Annotated in this window: 14 protein-coding genes; 9 read left to right on the top strand and 5 right to left on the bottom strand. The window is 66.5% G+C overall.

The features are described from left to right. Positions 1-9: 9 nt before the first annotated feature. Positions 10-1,836 (bottom strand): DUF885 domain-containing protein, encoded by a 1,827-nt coding sequence (locus tag HH800_RS16120; RefSeq protein ID WP_169861679.1) that lies wholly within the window; start codon positions 1,834-1,836, stop codon positions 10-12. Between the two features lie 188 nt (positions 1,837-2,024). Between HH800_RS16120 and HH800_RS16115 the strand changes: the two genes are divergently transcribed. The 9 genes from HH800_RS16115 (at position 2,025) to HH800_RS16075 (ending at position 12,967) form a co-directional block, all read left to right on the top strand. Further along, positions 2,025-2,492, top strand: coding sequence for a (2Fe-2S)-binding protein (locus tag HH800_RS16115; RefSeq protein WP_004210954.1), 468 nt, complete (start codon positions 2,025-2,027; stop codon positions 2,490-2,492). Then, positions 2,489-4,672 carry a xanthine dehydrogenase family protein molybdopterin-binding subunit gene (locus HH800_RS16110; protein WP_169861678.1) on the top strand — a complete coding sequence of 728 codons (2,184 nt, stop codon included), beginning with the start codon at positions 2,489-2,491 and terminating at the stop codon, positions 4,670-4,672. Before HH800_RS16115 ends, HH800_RS16110 begins: the two co-directional genes overlap by 4 nt. Before the next feature lie 176 nt (positions 4,673-4,848). Continuing rightward, positions 4,849-6,585, top strand: coding sequence for a quinohemoprotein amine dehydrogenase subunit alpha (gene peaA, locus HH800_RS16105; RefSeq protein WP_169861677.1), 1,737 nt, complete (start codon positions 4,849-4,851; stop codon positions 6,583-6,585). Next, complete coding sequence (peaB, locus tag HH800_RS16100; RefSeq protein WP_169861676.1) at positions 6,582-8,030, top strand: quinohemoprotein amine dehydrogenase maturation protein; 1,449 nt, start codon at positions 6,582-6,584, stop codon at positions 8,028-8,030. Before peaA ends, peaB begins: the two co-directional genes overlap by 4 nt. Then, positions 8,027-8,407, top strand: a complete 381-nt coding sequence (qhpC, locus tag HH800_RS16095) for a quinohemoprotein amine dehydrogenase subunit gamma (RefSeq protein WP_017501471.1) — start codon at positions 8,027-8,029, stop codon at positions 8,405-8,407. The genes peaB and qhpC overlap by 4 nt, the downstream gene beginning before the upstream one ends. 8 nt (positions 8,408-8,415) lie before the next feature. Then, on the top strand, positions 8,416-9,507 hold the full coding sequence (locus HH800_RS16090) for a hypothetical protein (RefSeq protein ID WP_169861675.1): 1,092 nt from the start codon (positions 8,416-8,418) through the stop codon (positions 9,505-9,507). A gap of 103 nt (positions 9,508-9,610) precedes the next feature. Continuing rightward, positions 9,611-10,603, top strand: a complete 993-nt coding sequence (locus HH800_RS16085) for a hypothetical protein (RefSeq protein ID WP_206379177.1) — start codon at positions 9,611-9,613, stop codon at positions 10,601-10,603. Next, positions 10,600-12,300 carry an ABC transporter ATP-binding protein gene (locus tag HH800_RS16080; RefSeq protein WP_169861674.1) on the top strand — a complete coding sequence of 567 codons (1,701 nt, stop codon included), beginning with the start codon at positions 10,600-10,602 and terminating at the stop codon, positions 12,298-12,300. The genes HH800_RS16085 and HH800_RS16080 overlap by 4 nt, the downstream gene beginning before the upstream one ends. Next, positions 12,293-12,967 carry a S8 family serine peptidase gene (locus tag HH800_RS16075; RefSeq protein ID WP_169861673.1) on the top strand — a complete coding sequence of 225 codons (675 nt, stop codon included), beginning with the start codon at positions 12,293-12,295 and terminating at the stop codon, positions 12,965-12,967. Before HH800_RS16080 ends, HH800_RS16075 begins: the two co-directional genes overlap by 8 nt. Here HH800_RS16075 and HH800_RS16070 read toward each other — a convergent pair whose 3' ends face one another. From HH800_RS16070 to HH800_RS16055, 4 genes are read right to left on the bottom strand one after another with little or no spacing between them, the layout of a single operon-like run. After that, complete coding sequence (locus HH800_RS16070; RefSeq protein WP_169861672.1) at positions 12,968-13,720, bottom strand: FadR/GntR family transcriptional regulator; 753 nt, start codon at positions 13,718-13,720, stop codon at positions 12,968-12,970. Between the two features lie 16 nt (positions 13,721-13,736). After that, on the bottom strand, positions 13,737-14,660 hold the full coding sequence (locus tag HH800_RS16065) for a Gfo/Idh/MocA family protein (protein WP_169861671.1): 924 nt from the start codon (positions 14,658-14,660) through the stop codon (positions 13,737-13,739). Then, positions 14,657-15,637 (bottom strand): AraD1 family protein, encoded by a 981-nt coding sequence (araD1, locus tag HH800_RS16060; RefSeq protein WP_169861670.1) that lies wholly within the window; start codon positions 15,635-15,637, stop codon positions 14,657-14,659. Before araD1 ends, HH800_RS16065 begins: the two co-directional genes overlap by 4 nt. Next, positions 15,634-17,211 carry an aldehyde dehydrogenase (NADP(+)) gene (locus HH800_RS16055; RefSeq protein WP_169861669.1) on the bottom strand — a complete coding sequence of 526 codons (1,578 nt, stop codon included), beginning with the start codon at positions 17,209-17,211 and terminating at the stop codon, positions 15,634-15,636. Before HH800_RS16055 ends, araD1 begins: the two co-directional genes overlap by 4 nt. Positions 17,212-17,346 lie beyond the last annotated feature (135 nt).

Here is a 17,346-nt window from a genome sequence, read left to right as displayed (position 1 = left end):
TAGGGCGGTTCAGCCCTTGGCCTTGGTGACCGCGATATAGGCCTGGACCTGTTCGCCCAGCACGTCGAGTGGCAGGGCGCCATTGGCCAGCACCACTTCATGGAAGTCGCGAATGTCGAACTTCGCGCCCAGCGCCTGCTCGGCTTCCTTGCGCAACTGCGTGATGCGAATCTGGCCGATCATGTAGCTGGTCGCCTGGCCCGGATTGTTGATGTAGCGATCGACTTCCTTGACGATGTCGCGTTCCGACAGGGGCGCATTGTCGCGGAAATACTGGATCGCCTGTTCGCGCGTCCAGCGCTTGGCATGCAGGCCGGTGTCGGTGACCAGCCGGATCGCGCGCCACATCTGCAGCGAGAGCATGCCGAATTCCGAATAGGGATCGCGATAGGCGCCCATTTCCTTGGCCAGGCGCTCGCTATAGAGGCCCCAGCCTTCGGTATAGGCGCCATAATAGCCGAAGCGGCGGAATTTGGGCAGGTCGGGCAGTTCCTGCGCGCGGGCGATCTGGAAATGATGGCCCGGCGCGCCTTCATGATGGGCGATCGCTGCGACCTGCGGCTTCTGCACCTGATTCATGTCGGCGAGGTTGACGTAGAAGATGCCGGGGCGCGATCCGTCCGGCGCGGGCTGGTTGTAGAAGGCGACCGAGGCGGTTTCCTGCCGCCAGGCCTCGACCGCGCGCACTTCCAGCTTCGCCTTGGGCAGGACGCGGAAGAAGCGCGGCGCGGCGTCCATGGTCTGGGCGATGGCGGCGCGGGCGTCCGCCAGATAGGCTTCGCGGCCGGCGGCATCATTGGGATATTTGAACTTGGGATCGGTGCGCAGCGCCTGGAAGAAATCGGTCAGCGATCCGGCAAAGCCGATCCGCGCCTTTACCGCCTCCATCTCCGCCCGGATCGCCTTCACCTGGTCCAGGCCGATCTGGTGGATCTGGTCAGCGTTGAGGCTGGTGGTGGTGTAGAAGGCGAGGCGGGCATCATAATAGGCCTCGCCACCCGGCAGGCTCCAGGCGCCGTCATTGCCCTTGGCCCTGGGTTCGATCGCATCGAGCGCGGCGAATAGGGTCTGGAAACCCTTGGCGAAGGGGCCGGTCAGCGCGGCCTGTGCGTCCGCGATCAGCTTGGCCTTTTCCGTATCCGATGCCTTGAGCGCGCCGACCTTCTTCTTGAAATCGGCGAACAGGGTGGAGTCCGGTCCCTGATCGAAGGGCGCGCCGCTGATCACCTTCTTCGCGTCGGCGCGGGCGGGGGCGAACACCATCTTGGGCGGGACGATGCCCTGTGCCGCCTGGTCGCGCATCTTGGTCGCGACCTCGTTCATCACCCGCTCGCTGTCGCGCAGGCGGGCAATATAGGCCTGGGCATCGGCGACGCTGTCGACGCGATGTTCGTTAATCAGGAAGACCGGGATGTTGCCCGCCGGGCTGCCATTGGTGGACACTGGGAAGGCATATTTGGCAAAGGGCGCCTGCTGCTTCGATGTCGCCACCTGCGCTTCGAACAGACGATAGCTGAGCCGCGCCGAGGGGCCGAGCCGTTCGGGCGAGAAGCGGCGATGCAGTTCGGCGAGCTGCTGTTCCTGCAGCGCCAGGCTGCGGGCGTCGGCCCGTTCGCTATAATCGTCCAGCTTGCCATAGTCGGTCTTGAGGCCAAGGCTGGTCATCGATTCCGGGCTGAGCGCCAGTTGCTGGTCGAACGCCTGGTCGAGGAAGGCGAGCAGCGCCTTGTCTTCCTGAGCGGTGGCCGAGGCGGGCGTCGTGGTTGGGGCTTGGGCCAGGATCGGGGCGGAGGCGCCGAGGGCAAGGAGCAGCGCGAGCGAGATACGGACGGTCATGGCAATTCCTGTCGCGAATAGGGATGGACAGGGAGAGACAGGCGCGCGGGCGCCAAGTCAAGCCGGGCCTTGCGAAAGCGATCGCTTTTCCGGGGCTTGGACGACTGTCCTCGAAGCCTCTGGACAGGCCGTGCCTTTCTGCCATCTATTTTGCGCGCGACAATCAAAGGTTGAGCGGGGGTAGGGCGATGGCGATCAGTCTCAAGGTCAATGGACAGACGCGCACGGTGGAGGCCGATCCGGCCAAGCCGCTGCTGTGGGCACTGCGCGAGGATCTGGACATGGTCGGCACCAAGTTCGGTTGTGGCGCGGGGCTGTGCGGCGCCTGCACCGTGCATATCGACGGCAGCCCGGCGCGCGCCTGCCAGACGCCGATCGGCGAGGCGCAGGGCATGGCGATCACCACGATCGAGGCGGTGGCGCAGAGCGATGCGGGCAAGCGGATATCGGATGCCTGGGTCAAGCTGGACGTGCCGCAATGCGGCTATTGCCAGGCCGGGCAGATCATGAGCGCGAGCGCGCTGCTGGCGACTACGCCCGATCCCAGTGACGAGGATATTGATGCGGCGATGATGGGCAATCTGTGCCGCTGCTCCACCTATGTCCGCATCCGCGCCGCGATCAAGGATGCGGCCAGGGCGGGAGCGAAGGCATGAACGCGCCGATCCTGTCGCGCCGCCGCTTCCTGAGCGCCTCGCTGGTCGCGGGCGGCGGCCTGTTGTTCGACCTCAACATCCCGCTGGCCGGCGCGGCCGAGGGCACGCCGCAGATATTGACCGCCTTCGTGCGCATCCTGCCCGACAATCGCGTCATCATCGGCGCGAAAAATGCCGAGATCGGGCAGGGCGCCAAGACGATGCTGCCGATGCTGATTGCCGAGGAGATGGACGTCGACTGGGCGCAGGTGACGATCGAGCAGACCCATGCCGACCAGAAGATATTCGGCGGGCAGACGGCCGGGGGCAGTCGCACGACGCCGCGCGAATGGTTGCCGACGCGCAAGGCCGGGGCGGCAGCGCGCGCGATGCTGGTCGCGGCGGCGGCGCAACAATGGGGCGTAGCGCCCGCGACGCTGAAGACCGGCAGCGGCAAGGTGAGCGATCCGGCGTCGGGCAGGAGCATCAGCTATGCCGCGCTGGCCGCCGCCGCGGCACAGCAGCCCCCGCCCGATCCGGCGACATTGACGCTGAAAGACCCGAAGGATTTCCGCATCATCGGCCAGTCGATCGGCGGCGTGGATACGCCGGCTATCGTGGCGGGCAAGCCGTTGTTCGGGATCGATTTCAAGCTGCCGGGCATGCTCTATGCCGTGCTGGAGACCTGCCCGGCCTTTGGCGGGACGTTCAAGACGGCCAATCTGGACGCGGTGAAGGCGCTGCCGGGCGTGGCCCATGTGCTGACGATCAAGGGGGACGGGACGCCGGAATCCTTGTTCGACGGCGTCGCCATCCTGTCGACAAGCTGGTGGAGCGCCAACCAGGCGCGCGAGGCGCTGAAGGTCGAATGGGACATGAGCGCCGTCAGCGGCTTTTCGACCGAGGGCTATGCGGTGCAGGCGGCCGAACGGCTGAAGGGCAAGGCCGATGGCGACATCGTCCGCGCCGGGGATGTGGATGCCGCCTTTGCCGGGGCGGCGAAGACGGTCAGCGCGCAATATGATTATCCCTTTCTGGCGCATGGCACGCTGGAGCCGCAGAACTGCACCGCCCTGTTCGAGGATGGCGCGGTCGAGATCTGGGCGCCGACGCAGAATCCGGAAAGCGGGCGCGGGCTGGTGGCCAAGGCGCTGAACCTGCCGCCGGACAAGATCCGCATCAATTTCACCCGCATCGGTGGCGGCTTCGGCCGGCGGCTGATGAACGACTATATGGTGCAGGCGGCGGCGATCGCGGCGCAATTGCCGGGCGTGCCGGTGAAGCTGCTCTATAACCGCCAGCAGGATATCCAGCGCGATTTCTATCGCCCGGCTGGCTGGCACGGCTTCCGCGCGGCGCTGGACAAGGCGGGCAAGCTGACCGCCTTCCACGATCATTTCGTGACCTTCGGCAAGGACGGCAAGCCGGTGCGGTCGGCCGAGATGCCGGCGACCGAAATCCCCGCCGGCCTGATCGACACGGTGCTGCTGGAACAGAGTTTCCTCAGCTCCAACATGCCGACCGGCTGGCTGCGCGCGCCCGGTTCCAATGCGCTGGCTTTCGTCACCCAGGCGTTCCTGGACGAGGTCGCGCAGGCGGCGGGCAAGGATCTGCCGACGCTGATGCTCGAATTGCTGGGCGAACCGCGCGAATTGCCGCGCGGTCCCAATGCGCCGCCCTTCGTCACCGGCCGCGCCAAGGGCGTGATCGAGAAGGTTGTGGCGCTGAGCGGCTGGGCCGATCGCGGGAAATTGCCCAAGGGGCGGGGCAAGGGCTTTGCCTTTTACTACAGCCATATGGGCTATTTCGCCGAGGTGCTGGAGGTGGCGCTGATCGATGGCATGCCAAAGGTCGCGACCGTGTGGGTCGCGGGCGATGTCGGCAGCCAGATCATCAATCCGATGAATGCGCTGCACCAGGCGCAGGGGTCGGTGATCGAGGGGCTGGGCCAGGCACTGGCCGGGCAGAAGATCACGCAGGTGGCCGGCGCGGTGGAGCAGGCCAATTTCGACACCCATCCGTTGCAGCGAATCCCCGATACGCCGCAGATCATCGTCGAGTTCGTGAAGACCGATTATCCGCCGACCGGCATGGGCGAGCCGGCGCTGCCGCCGGTGATCCCGGCGCTGGTCAATGCGCTGCATGCCGCGACCGGCAAGCGTATCCGCACCCTGCCGATCGTGCCGGAGATGTTCGCCTGAACCCTGTTTTCCAACCCCCTCTTTACTTGGCCTGAAAAATCTTGATGATCGTCAAGAATCTGATGGCGGATCGACATGGCGTCATCCGTCATGCCGGTCAGAGGGGCAAAAAAGCCCCCGCCTGAGATTGGGCCGCGTCCAGGGCAAAAGACCGGACGCCAAAGGGGGACATCAGGGTGAAGCAGCTTCCGGTGAAGTTCGGTCTGTTGGCGTTGCTCTCTGCGTCGGTCGTGCTGGCCCAAGGGGGTAGCGGGGCCGATGGCGGTCCCGACGGCGCGACGATGAAGGAGACGGAGGAGGGTATCCCCGTCACCGATCCGCTGGTCCAGGAAAAATGCGGCAGCTGTCACGCGCCCGATGCCAAGGGCAACCTGTCGCGCATCAGCTGGGTGCGCACCACGCCGGAGGGCTGGGCACAGGCGATCAAGCGGATGGTGCGCCTCAATGGCCTCCCCATCACCCCCGAGGAATCGCGCGCGGTCATCAAGTCGCTCTCTGCCTCGCACGGGCTGGCGCCGGAGGAGGCGCGGCCGGTCATGTATCTGCCCGAAAAACGGATCGTCGACGAAGTCCTGCCCAACGAGACGATGCGCGGCGCCTGCGCCAGCTGCCATGCCTTTGCCCAGCCCTTGTCCTGGCGCCGGTCGAAGCTGGAATGGAAGACGTTGCAGGATCTGCACGTCGCCCTCTATTCGCAGGCCGATGCCCAATATCGCCGCCCGGCCGAGGATAGCGAGCAGCCTGCCGGCCGCGACCCCAAGGACAAGATGACGCGCGGCGAATATGCGCTGACCTATATGCCCAAGGTGGCAGGGCTGCATACGCCCGAATGGGCCGCCTGGAGCTCGCGGCTGCGCGCGCCGCGGCTGGCGGGCGACTGGCTGGTGGTGGCGTCGGTGCCGGGGCAGGGGCGCTTCGTCGGCACGATGACGGTGGCGCCGGGCGCGGCGGCGGACGAGTTCAAGACCAGCGCGTCGCTCACCTCGCTCTCCAACGGCGCGACCATCAGCCGCAGCGGCACCGGCCTCGTCTATTCCGGCTATAGCTGGCGCGGTTCGTCCAAGGGCGGCGCGGCGCCGGGCAAGCCCGATGATCTGGGCAGTCCGGCGCGCGAGACGATGTGGTTCGCGCCCGACCAGCAGCGCGCCGAAGGACGCTGGTTCTGGGGCGAATATCAGGAATTCGGCTATGATGTGAAACTGGTTCGCGCGACCGCCGCGCCCGCGATCCTGGCGGTGACGCCGGGCGCGGTGAAGGCCGGGGCGAAGGGCGTCGAGGTCACCATCTGGGGGCATAATCTGCCGGCCTCGCTGACGGCGGCGGATGTCGATCTGGGCGCGGGCGTCACCGTCGCCAGGGTCGTGTCGGCGACGCCGGGCAAGGCGGTGCTGAGCGTCGATGTCGCGGCCAGCGCGCCCGCCGGCCAGCGCGATGTCGGCATTGGCGGCGCGGTGCTGGAAAAGGCGTTCCCGGTCTATCGCAAGGTCGATTATCTCAAGGTCACGCCGGAAACGAGCCTGGCCCGGCTGGGCGGCACGAAGTTCGCCAAGGGCTATCAGCAGTATGAGGCGATCGGTTATGACAATGGCCTGGATGGCAAGCCCAACACCGGCGACGACGTCGCGATCGGCCCGGTCGACGCGACCTGGTCGATGCAGGAATTCATGTCGGTCTATTATGATGACGACATGAAATATGTGGGCGCTTTGAGCCCCACCGCCTTCTTCACGCCGGGGCTGGAAGGCCCCAATCCCGAACGTCGGTTCAGCCGCAACAATTATGGCGAGGTCTGGGTCGTCGCCACGGCGAAGGCGGAAAAGGATAAATTCGGCAAGCCCCTGAGTGCTCGGTCCTATCTGGTCGTGACCGTGCCCATGTATCAGCGCTTCGACCAGCCGGAGGTGTCGCGATGACCGTCATGCAGGCCCCCGCCTATCGCCGCGCCGAATATCATGGCTTTGCCGCCGGCGGCAGCGACTTCGTCTATCTGGTGAGCGCCGGCGCCATCTTCGAGATCGATGCGCAGGTGCAGGCCGTGCTCGACCGGCTCGATGGCCAGGAGCTGAGCCATGCCGCACTGGTCCGCGAACTGGCGGGCGAGGAGGGCGACCTGGCCGAAGCCGAGGCGCTGGTCCGCGAATTGCGCGCGGTGCAGCTCATCCATCTGGGCGCGGCGCCGGTGTCGGTGCCCGAAGCGCCGCCGGCCGATTTCCCGCTCCAGGCGCTGGTGCTCAACATCACCAACCAGTGCAACCTCGCCTGCACCTATTGCTATGAGTTCGGCGCGGACAAGATCGCGACCCCGGCCGGCAAGCCCAAATATATGACGCTGGAAACGGCGAAGGCGTCGGTCAATCTGCTGATCGCTGAGGCGGCCCATCGCCCGTCGCTCCACATCACCTTCTTCGGCGGCGAAACCTTGATGAATTTCAAGCTTCTGCGCGATGTGGTCGATTATGCCAATGGTGCGACGGCGGCGGCGGGCAAGGGGATCACCTACAGCCTCACCACCAATGCCACCTTGCTGACGCCGGAGATCGTCACCTTCCTGTCGGACAATCGGGTCGGCGTCACCGTGTCGATGGACGGCCCGCCCGAACTGCAGGACAAGCATCGCGTCTACAAGAATGGCAAGGGCAGCTATGCGGTGATCGAGCCGCGGCTGCGCACGCTGATTGCCCATCATCGCACCCGTGCGGTGACCGCGCGCGTCACCCTGACCGAAGGCGTGACCGATGTCGTGCGCATCTTCCGCCATCTAAAGGATGATCTGGGTTTCCACGAAGTCGGCTTCGCGCCGGTGACGACGGGGGAAACGCGGGCCTATTCGATCAATGCCGACGGCATGGACAGCGTGCTGGCGCAGTTCAACCTGCTGGCGCGCGAATGGCTGGAATTTGCGCTGCGTGGGCAGGTCCATGGCTTCACCAATGTCAGCGAGACCATCAGCGAGCTGATTTCGGGCGTCAACAAATCGCATCCCTGCGGCGCGGGCATGGGGCTGATGGGGGTCAGCCCGTCGGGCGACCTGTCGCCTTGCCACCGCTTCACCGACGCCGACACCCATGTGATGGGCCATGTGTCGAGCGGCATCGACCGGGCCAAGCAGGGCGATTTCCTGAGCCGGGGCCATGTCGGCGCCAAATATGATTGCCAGAGCTGCTGGGCGCGGCCGCTCTGCGCCGGCGGCTGCCACCATGAGGCATTCGTCCGCTATGGCGACACCGGTCACGCCAATCTCCATTATTGCGACTGGATCCGGCAATGGACCGACACCTGCCTGCATATCTATGGCGAGTTGGCGGTGAAGAACCCCGGCTTCCTCGAGCATTTCGCTGAACGAAAGGGGCTGTCATGAAGCATCTTCGTGCCATCAACAAAAAGGCGCGGCGGATCGACGACGCCGTGACGCAGATGGAGGCGGCGATCGAGGCCGCCGCTGCGTCGGGCGCCACGCCGTCCGACATGGAGGAGGATGTCGTCGCCCTGCAACAGGCGCCGCGTCCGCATGTGCCGATGGGCTGTACCCTGTCCTTCTCGCCCGGCTGGGAAGTGGATGCGGGCGGCGGCACGGCGGGCCTGTGCCAGCCGGTCGAGCGCGACATTTATGACTGCTACGTCACCTGCTTCTGGCCGGTGCAGGTGCCCGACCATGTGAATTATTCGCCCGACTGGGCCAGCAACTGCGCCACCGCGACCAAGGACTGGCGTAATCTCGACCTGGTATTCCCATGAGGCGCGCGATGCAGAAAATCCGCTTTGTCCTGGCGGCGGGGCTTGCCGCGCTGGCGACCATCCCCACCCATGCGGCGACCCTGTTCATGGGCGCCTATCCCGACGTTCTGCTGGTCTTTGACGAGGGCAAGGGCGCGGTCACGCAGAAGATCAAGCTGGATACCGGCCTGCCGACCGCCATGTCCCTGTCGGACGATGGCAAGCGCATCTATGTGTCGACCATCACCACCAGCGGGATCGAGGTAATCGACGCGGCGAGCCGCAAGGTCGTCAGCAAGTTCAGCCTGAATGACGGCCCCAATCGCGTGCGCTTCTATGGCGGCGTGGCGGACCCGGCAGGCCGCTATTTCTATACGATCATCACCAAGATCGACAAGGAAATGGACCGCTACAAGGTCAGCAAGCCGCTCTATGGCGTGGTCGACCTGAAGCTTGGCAAGCTGGTGCGCACCGCCGAGATCGAGAAGGATGATGAAAAGGCGATCGGCGGCTTTCGCGTCGCTTTCAAGGTGTCGGGCGACGGCAAATATCTCTACGCCTTTGGCGAGAAGGTGATCGTCATCGATACCGCGACATTGAAGGCCACCGACCGCATCGACCTGGCCCGGCCCGAAGGCACGGGGCTGGAAAATGTCGGCTTTGGCGGATCGCTGGAGACGCTGCGCACGCCCGGCCAATATGTGTCGCTGTTCAACGCGGCCGACCCCTATATCCACAGTAAGATGTTCGGCCTCGCCCGGTTCGACCTCAACAGCCGCCAGTTCGACTTCACCCCGATCGGCCCGGCACCGACCGCCATGGCCGGCCTTGAAATCACGCCCGACGGCAAGCAGGCCTATACCGTCGTGACCAACGGCACACTGGGATCGAAGCGCTGCGAATTCTGGCACATGGACCTTTCCACCAACGCGGTGATCGACAAGGCGGAGTTCCCCTGCCGATCGCGCTTCCGCTTCGGCATGTCGATGGATGGCGCCAAGCTCTATATCTACGGCGCCAGCTTCGACATCGAGGTCTATGACGCGAAGACGCTGAAACTCGAAGCCACCTGGGATCTCGGCAATGACGCGACCGGCGCCGGCATGGTGGCGGTGCCGTGAAAGTAATACGCTCACTTTCCGTTCGCTTCGAGCGAAGTCGAGAAGTGCGAAGCACAATTTTGCCCGTTTCTCGACACGCTCGAAACGAACGGGGGTTGGGGGCATGAGGTCCGTGGCCATCCGGGGCAGCGGGATGGCCGCCAATGCCTGCGCGCATCTGCTGAAAGGGGCGGGGCTTTGCGTCGGACAGGAGCCCGCCCATCGCCCGCCCGTGCCCAGCCTGTTGTTGAGCGAGGCGGCGCTGGCGTTGATGCGGGAGCTGTTCGCGCGGCCGGACCTGCTCGCGGACGCGCCGCGCGTGCGGCGCCGGCTGGTCGCCTGGGGCGGGGCGCCGGTGATGGTGCCGCATGAGGCGGTGCTGGCGTCGGAAGAACGGGTGCAGGCCGCGTTCGCGGTGGCGGAGACAGCGCCGATGGCTGCGCCCGATTTCACCATCCATGCCGCGCCGCCGCTGCCGATGGGCGAACTGCACGTCTTTGGCGAGCGCCATGCCGTCGCCGCCCGTGTGCGGCTGCGCGACCCGGCCTGCCGCGAGGAAGGCCGGGTCGAGGCGGTCGAGAGTGGCTGGCTGTTCCTGGTGCCGGCGAACGGGGGCGAGGGGTGGTTGCTGGGTGTCGGTGGCGAAATCGACGGGCTGCTGGCACAGAGTCGGCTTATTGCGCCGGGGATCGATCCGATCGGCGGATCGTCGCGCCCCTTTCTCGCCGCGCCGCGCCTGCACCTGCCGCTGGTCGGCGGCGACTGGCTGGCCTGCGGCACGGCGGCGATCGGCTTCGATCCGATCTGCGGCGACGGCACGGCCCAATCGGTGCGCGAGGCGATATTGGCGAGCGCGGTGCTGACCGGCATCGCGCAAGGCGGCGACCGGGGCGCGCTGCTTAGCCATTATCAGGCTATGCTGATCGCGGCGATGCGCCGGCACCTGCTGCTCTGCGCCCAATTTTATGCCGATGGCGGCCGGGGCGACTGGTGGCGCACCCAGCATGAGGCGCTGATGCAGGGGCATCACTGGTGTACCGGGCTGCTGGCGACACTGCCCGAGCCGCAATATGCGCTGCATGGCCTGCGACTGGTTCCACGGCGGGAGGCGGCATGAGCGCGCCTGCGCCTGTCGCTGAATGGCGCAGCTATCGCCGACTGCTCCCCTATATCCGGCCTTATCGACGCGGCCTGCTGCTGGTGCTGGCGATCAGCATCCTGTCGACCGCGCTCGGCCTTGCCCAACCCTATCTGTCCAAGCTGATGATCGATCAGGCGCTGCTGCGGCGGGACATGGGCGCGCTGTGGCGGATTGCCGGGATCATGATTACGGTCACGATACTGGGTTTCGGCGTCAACATCCTCGCAAGCTATCGCTATGTCCGGCTGTCGGCGGCGATGCTCTATGACATGCGCGCCGCGCTGCTGCGCCATCTCCAGACGCTCTCGCCGCGCTTCTATGCCAGCTTCCGGCTGGGCGATCTCGTTTCGCGCATGAACAGCGATGTGAGCGACGTGCAACGGATCGCGTCCGACACCCTGCTCTCGGTGGTCAGTAACCTGCTCTTCTTCATCGGCTGCGTCGCGATGATGCTCTGGCTCGACTGGCGGCTGTTCCTGGTCGGGGTGCTGTTGGTGCCGGCCAGCCTGGCGGCCTTCACTCATTATCAGCGGCGGCTGACTGCGCTGACCCGCGACATGCGCGAGCGGGGCGCGGATCTGGGCAGCCTGCTGGTCGATACGGTGATGGGGATGCGCGTGGTCACCGCGCTGCGCGCCGGCGAGCATGAGGTCGGGCGGTTCAAGGCGAAGAATGACGCCTTTATCGGCGCGATGCTGCGGATGCAGGTCGCCTCCTACATGACCGGGGCGCTGCCCGGCACGCTGATGACTGGGGCGACCTCCGCCGTGATCCTCTATGGCGGCTGGCGGATCATCGAGGGCGACATGAGCATCGGCACGCTCGTCGCCTTCATGACCTATCATATGCGGCTCTTGTCGCCGATCCAGACGTTGATGGGGCTGACGTCGGGACTGGCATCGGCGCGGGTGTCGCTGGGCCGCATCTTCGAGCTGTTCGATACAAGGCCCGATGTCGAGGAGCGCGCCGATGCCGCGCCGATCGGCCGGGTGCGCGGCGACATCCGCTTCGAACAGGTGGCGATGCGCTATGATCGCGATCCGGTGCTGCGTGACATGGACCTGACCATATCCGCCGGCAGCATCTGCGCGATCCTGGGGCCGAGCGGCGTCGGCAAGTCGACCATGGCCGACCTGATGGTGCGGCATGCCGATCCGACCGGCGGGCGCCTGTTGCTCGACGGGCATGATCTGCGCGACTTGCGGCTCGACGACCTGCGGCGCGAGGTGATGCTGGTCGACCAGTCGCCCTGGCTGTTCAATGACAGTATCGCCGCCAATATCGGCTTTGCCCTGCCGGATGTGCGCATCGAGGATATCGAGGCCGCCGCCCATGCCGCCGGGCTGGACGCGTTCCTGGCGCGCCTGCCCGAGGGGCTGGACACCCGCACCGGCGAGCGCGGGCTGGCACTGTCGGCGGGTGAGCGGCAGCGCATCGTCATCGCCCGCGCGCTGCTGCGCCGGCCATCGGTGCTGATCCTGGACGAACCGACATCGGCGTTGGATGGCGAGACCGAGGCACTGGTGGCGCAGCGGCTGCGCGGTGCGCTACCGCAAGCGACGATCATTCTCATCACCCACAAGCCGGCCCTGGCGCGGATCGCCGACCGGATCGTGACGATCATCGACGGGCAGGCGCAGGTGGCGCAACAGCCCGAGCCGGCTCATGCCTGATCTGCCGCCTGATGCGCTGCGCATCGCCGTGATCGACAGCGGCGTCCATCCCGATCATCCCCATATCGATGCCGCCCGGCTGCTGCCCGGCTTTGCCATCGCCAAGGATGGGCGTGACAGCGAAGCTGACACAGGCGACCGGCTTGGCCATGGCACCGCCGTCACTGCCGCGATCCAGGATCAGGCGCCCGATGCGCTCTGCCTGCCGATCCGGGTCTTCCATGACGCGCTCAGCACCACGGCGCGGGCGCTGGTCGCGGCGATCGACCGGGCGGTGGCGGCACGGGTGGACCTCATCAACCTCAGCCTCGGCACCGTCAATCCGGCCCATGGCGAGGCGTTCGCGGCGGCGGCCGAACGGGCGTTGGCGGCCGGCATCCTGATCGTGGCGGCACGCGATAATGACGGCACGCCCTGCTATCCCGGTAGTCTGGATATGGTCTTGGGCGTCGGCCTCGACTGGGATTGTCCGCGCGACGATTTTCGGCTGCGGGCGGGGCTGGCCTTCGCGTCGGGGCATCCCCGGCCGATCCCCGGCGTGCCCCAGCGCCGCAACCTCCATGGTGTCAGTTTCGCTGTCGCCAACATGACCGGCCTGATCGCGCAGCAGGGGCGGGCGGGGCTGGCCCGCTGGATGCCGGCCGGCGCCCGCGCAGTGGCCGGTTGATCAGACGCCCGGTTCGCTGAGCGCAATATCCATGTCGGCAAAGGCCAGGCGCAGCAGTTCGGCCATGGCGTTGCGCGCGGCGGCCGTGTCGCGCGCGGCGATGGCGCGATGCACCGCCTGATGATCGGGCAAGGGATCGCGCGGCAACAGCTTCTTGCGATGCTTGAAGGTGGTGGTCCAACTCACCGCCGCGCCGACCGAACTGGCCAGCGCCTCCAGCGCGTCATTATGGGTCGCGGCCAGGATCGCATTGTGGAAACGCTGGTCGGCGGCGCGCCCCTCCGGCGTGGACAGGCCATAGCGTTCCATCTCGGCGAGCGCCGCGTCCATGATCGCGAGTTGATCGTCGGTTCGGCGGCGCGCGGCAAATTCGGCGGCGGCCGGCTCGATCACGCCGCGCAGCTCGAACAGGTCGCGGATGAAGGCGCGGTCGGGTTCGCCGGCGAACATCCAGGCGAGCATTTCGGGATCGAGCACGTTCCAGCGCGCGCGCGGCAGGACGCGGGTGCCGGCCTTGGGGCGGCTTTCCAGCATCCCCTTGGCGATCAGGATGCGGATCGCCTCGCGATAGGCGGTGCGCGATACGCCAAGGCGTTCCGACGCCTCGATCTCGCCCTCGAACAGGTCGCCGGGCTTGTGCCTGCCGGTCAGGATGGCGGTGCCCATGTCGCGGGCGATCGCCTGGTGAATGCGGAGCGAGCCTTCGTCCGACGCGAACTTGCGTTCCGGTCCGTCCTTGCGCTCGCTCCCCATTCTACCTCCGTTGAATTTAGTCCTCAAAATCAGCCGTAGGGCAATGCCGGCCACAAAGGAAGGCATCGGCCACCAGGCGTAGCGGAGCGGTGTCGGCGTCGATCGCCTTGTCCGCCACCAGCCCGACGAAACGCCGATACATGGTCGGATATTCCTCGTCCGGCGCTTTCAACTGGACTTCGCCGTCCAGGGTCAGCGTATTGCCGCCTTCAGACAGGAGCAGCTTGCCATTGCTGGTTTCGACCGCGATGTCCCAGGTCTGGGGGCCGGTCTGGCGCCAGTCGAACACGGTGTCGATCGGCGCGCCCGAAGCGGTCGCCATCGCCAGCGTCGCGCCGATCGGCGCCTGCTTGTTGGACGGCACTTCCAGTTCGGCCGAAAGCAGGGTGATCGGTTCGGCGACGATTTCGGTCAGGATCGACAGGGCGTTGATGCCCGGATCGAACACGCCGAAGCCGCCCGCTTCCCAGATCCAGGGCTGGCCCGGATGCCAGTGACGGACATCCTCGCGCCACTGGATCGAGATGCGCTCGATCGTACGCGACGCCATCCAGTCCTTGGCCTGGGCGACGGCGGCGGCATAGCGGCTGTGCCAGCTGGCATAGAGGGTGACGCCATTGGCCTTGGCCAGCGCGATCAGGGCGTCCACTTCCGACACGGTCGCGCCCGGCGGCTTTTCCAGGAAGACATGCTTGCCGGCCAGGATCGCCTGACGGGCCGCCTGATAGCGGACCTGCGGCGGCTGGCACAGGATGACGGCGTCCATGTCGGGCTCGCCCGCCAGCATCGCGCCGAGATCGGGATAATTATTTACCCCTTCGCCCTGCGCGTTGCGGCTGGCGACGGCGACCAGATCGATGCCGTCGATCTTGGCGATCGCGGGCAGATGCTGGTCGCGGGCGATCTTGCCCAGGCCTACGAGGCCGGCCTTGATGCTCATAGCGCCTTTACCTTGGTCTTGCCCTCGTCCGCTGCGCGCTTCAGGCCATTGCGGACCGGCAGGGTGAAGGGCTTGGCCTCGACCTCGAACACATCGCCTTCCTGCGTGGCGAAGCCATCGGAGAAGGAGAGGGTGGCGGTGCCGAAGAAATGGACATGAATGTCGCCGGGACGGCGGAACAGACCATATTTGAAATGATGATGTTCCAGGTTCGCGATCGTGTGCGACATGTTGGTCTCACCCGACAGGAACGGCTTTTCCCACACCGTCTCGCCATTGCGGACGATGCGGCTGGTGCCGCGCAGATCCTGCGGCAGGTCGCCCAGCAGCAGTTCCGGGCCGAGCGAGGCCTGGCGCAGCTTGGAGTGGGCGAGCCACAGATAATTGCCGCGTTCGGTGATATGATCGGAAAATTCATTGCCGATCGCAAAGCCCAGACGCACCGGCGTGCCGTCGGCGTCGATCAGATAGATGCCGGCAACTTCGGGTTCCTCGCCACCATCCTCGGCAAAGGCCGGCATGGTGAAATCCTGGCCCGGATCGACCAGGATCTGGCCGTCGCCCTTGTAGAACCATTCGGGCTGCGCACCGATGCCGTCATCGGCGGGCTTGCCGCCCTCGACGCCCATCAGGAACATGCGCATGGAGTCGGTGAGGTCGCCCGAGGTGGCGGCCTTGTGCATCTTGTCGCGCCCTTCGGCCGAGCCAAGATGGGTCAGCCCGGTGCCGGCGACCAGCAGATGCGCCGCATCCTCATGGTCGATCGGCGACAGCAGGGTGACGGCGGACAGGTCCACCGCTTCGCCCAGCTTGCCTTCCGCAAAGGCGGCCAGGCCCTGGCCCGCCGCGATCGCGTCCAGCGCCAGCTGGCGGGTGGAGCTTGCGCCCGTCACCCGCTTCGCCGCGCCGGTCTGGTCGAGGGCGGCGACGCCGCGCGCGCCACCCTCGTTGAACTGAACCAGCGAAATGACGGTCACTGCGCCAGCTCCAGCTTGCCTTCCATGCGGCGGTTGAGCTTCCAGGGGTTGGCCGCCTGCAGCGCCGGCGGCAGCACGGCGTCGACGACGTCCTGATAGCAGACCGGACGCAGGAAGCGCATCATGGCCAGCGTGCCGACCGAGGTGGTGCGGCCGTCCGAGGTCGACGGGAAGGGACCGCCATGGACCATGGCATGGGTCACTTCGACGCCGGTCGGCCAGCCATTGGCCAGCACGCGGCCGACCTTGCGCGACAGCGTCGGCAGCAGCTTGGCGGCATTGTCATTGTCGCTTTCGTCCATCTGCAGCGTGGCGGTCAGCTGACCTTCCATCTGGGCGATGGTGGCGATCACTTCCTCGATCGTGGCGCACTTCACCAGGATCGACGAGGAACCGAACACTTCATGCGACAGCGCCGGGTTGGTGCGGAACTGTTCGCCGCTGGTGGCGAACAGGGCCGACTGGGCCAGGTTCACGCCTTCGGCTTCGGCGCCGCGCGCCACGGTGGTGACGCCTTCCGCGCCGGCCAGCGCCTCGACGCCCTTTTCATAGGCGGCATGGATGCCGGGCGTCAGCATGACATGGGGCTGGTTGGCCGACAGGGCTTCCGCGGCCGAAGCGACGAAGCGGTCGAGATCGGGGCTGTCGAGCGCGATCACCATGCCGGGGTTGGTGCAGAACTGGCCAGCGAACAGGCTGAGCGAACCGACGAAGGCGGTGCCCAGCGCTTCGGCGCGGGCCGCGAGCGCGCCCGGCAGCAGCACGACCGGGTTGATCGACGACATTTCCGAATAGACCGGGATCGGCTCTTCGCGGTTGGCGGCGATCTTCATCAGCGCAATGCCGCCGCCGCGCGAACCGGTGAAGCCGACCGCCTTGATGCGGGGATCGGCGACCAGCGCGCCGCCCAGGTCATTGGTGGTGCCGGGCAGGTAGGAGAAGACGCCTTCATGCAGGCCGCTGGCCTTGACCGCGGCGGCGATGGCGCGGGCGACCAGTTCGCCGGTGCCGGGGTGGGCCGGGTGGCCCTTCACGACGACCGGGCAACCGGCGGCGAAGGCCGATGCGGTGTCACCGCCCGCGACCGAGAAGGCGAGCGGGAAGTTGGACGCGCCGAACACGGCGACCGGACCGACGGCCTGGTTGACGCGGCGCAGGTCGCTGCGGGGCAGCGGGGTGCGTTCCGGCAGCGCCTTGTCGATGGTGACGTCGAGCCAGTCGCCCTGACGGACATAGGAAGCGAACAGGCGCAGCTGGCCGACGGTGCGGCCACGCTCGCCCTCCAGGCGGCCACGCGGCAGGCCGGTTTCGCTCATGGCGGTGGTGATCAGCAGGTCGCCGATTTCCATGATCTGGTCGGCCACGGCTTCCAGGAAGGAAGCGCGGGTTTCGGGAGACAGGGTCGAGAAGCCTTCGAACGCGGCGTCGGCCAGCGCGCAGGCGTCGGCGACATCGGCGGTCGAGGCGTTGTGGAAGGCGACGTCGCCCTTGGCGCCGGTCGACGGATCGACCGCGAAGAAGGGCTCACCACCGGTGCGCTCGGCAGCACCGACCAGAATGGCTCCGTTGAACATGGATATCTCCCGAAATGTCGTGGAAAGGGGGTAATATTTGCCGGAACGGCGCGCCCATCAGATGGGGACGAGGGGACGCAATTTCGAGCATCGCTGCACGGAAATTACGCCCTGTTGCCTCCTTTGAATGACGCG

It is taken from the genome of Sphingobium yanoikuyae (assembly GCF_013001025.1).
GTDB classification, from domain to species: Bacteria; Pseudomonadota; Alphaproteobacteria; order Sphingomonadales; family Sphingomonadaceae; genus Sphingobium; species Sphingobium yanoikuyae_A.
The sequence above is the reverse complement of the archived record's forward strand: the minus strand, read 5'-3'. Positions and strand labels throughout refer to the sequence as shown.

Bases quoted from the DNA above. Each gene is read 5' to 3' on its own strand.
- HH800_RS16120 (WP_169861679.1), bottom strand. From the start codon at position 1,836: ATGACCGTCCGTATCTCGCTCGCGCTGCTCCTTGCCCTCGGCGCCTCC.
- HH800_RS16115 (WP_004210954.1), top strand. From the start codon at position 2,025: ATGGCGATCAGTCTCAAGGTCAATGGACAGACGCGCACGGTGGAGGCC.
- HH800_RS16110 (WP_169861678.1), top strand. From the start codon at position 2,489: ATGAACGCGCCGATCCTGTCGCGCCGCCGCTTCCTGAGCGCCTCGCTG.
- peaB (WP_169861676.1), top strand. From the start codon at position 6,582: ATGACCGTCATGCAGGCCCCCGCCTATCGCCGCGCCGAATATCATGGC.
- qhpC (WP_017501471.1), top strand. From the start codon at position 8,027: ATGAAGCATCTTCGTGCCATCAACAAAAAGGCGCGGCGGATCGACGAC.
- HH800_RS16090 (WP_169861675.1), top strand. From the start codon at position 8,416: ATGCAGAAAATCCGCTTTGTCCTGGCGGCGGGGCTTGCCGCGCTGGCG.
- HH800_RS16085 (WP_206379177.1), top strand. From the start codon at position 9,611: ATGAGGTCCGTGGCCATCCGGGGCAGCGGGATGGCCGCCAATGCCTGC.
- HH800_RS16080 (WP_169861674.1), top strand. From the start codon at position 10,600: ATGAGCGCGCCTGCGCCTGTCGCTGAATGGCGCAGCTATCGCCGACTG.
- HH800_RS16075 (WP_169861673.1), top strand. From the start codon at position 12,293: ATGCCTGATCTGCCGCCTGATGCGCTGCGCATCGCCGTGATCGACAGC.
- HH800_RS16070 (WP_169861672.1), bottom strand. From the start codon at position 13,720: ATGGGGAGCGAGCGCAAGGACGGACCGGAACGCAAGTTCGCGTCGGAC.
- HH800_RS16065 (WP_169861671.1), bottom strand. From the start codon at position 14,660: ATGAGCATCAAGGCCGGCCTCGTAGGCCTGGGCAAGATCGCCCGCGAC.
- HH800_RS16055 (WP_169861669.1), bottom strand. From the start codon at position 17,211: ATGTTCAACGGAGCCATTCTGGTCGGTGCTGCCGAGCGCACCGGTGGT.